The sequence below is a fragment of the Methylophaga sp. UBA1464 genome, from assembly GCF_002325665.1.
GTDB lineage: Bacteria > Pseudomonadota > Gammaproteobacteria > Nitrosococcales > Methylophagaceae > Methylophaga.
Genome location: NZ_DCSO01000041.1, coordinates 11,551 through 11,883, shown reverse-complemented (window position 1 = coordinate 11,883; position 333 = coordinate 11,551).

Here is a 333-nt window from a genome sequence, read left to right as displayed (position 1 = left end):
GGCCTGCCCGGCAAAACGGCTGGAGATCAGTTTGTGGTATTGCAGATAATGACTCCCCCAGCGACGTCTGCTGAAGCTAAAAAGCTTTATAAGCAAATGGCTGAAAAATTACCTTTTAACCCTCGTGAGAACATTGATAAAGCATTTTGAGGAAAACAAAATGATGAATAAGCTGAAATCTGCTGTTGTCTGGTTAGCTGGTATTACACTTTTAACACAGGTGGCTGTTGCGGCACTGCCTTTTCCCTGGCTTGATGATGATAGTCAGATGCCGACTCTGGCCCCCATGTTGGATCAATCCAAACCCGCCGTGGTGAATATTGCCACACGTAG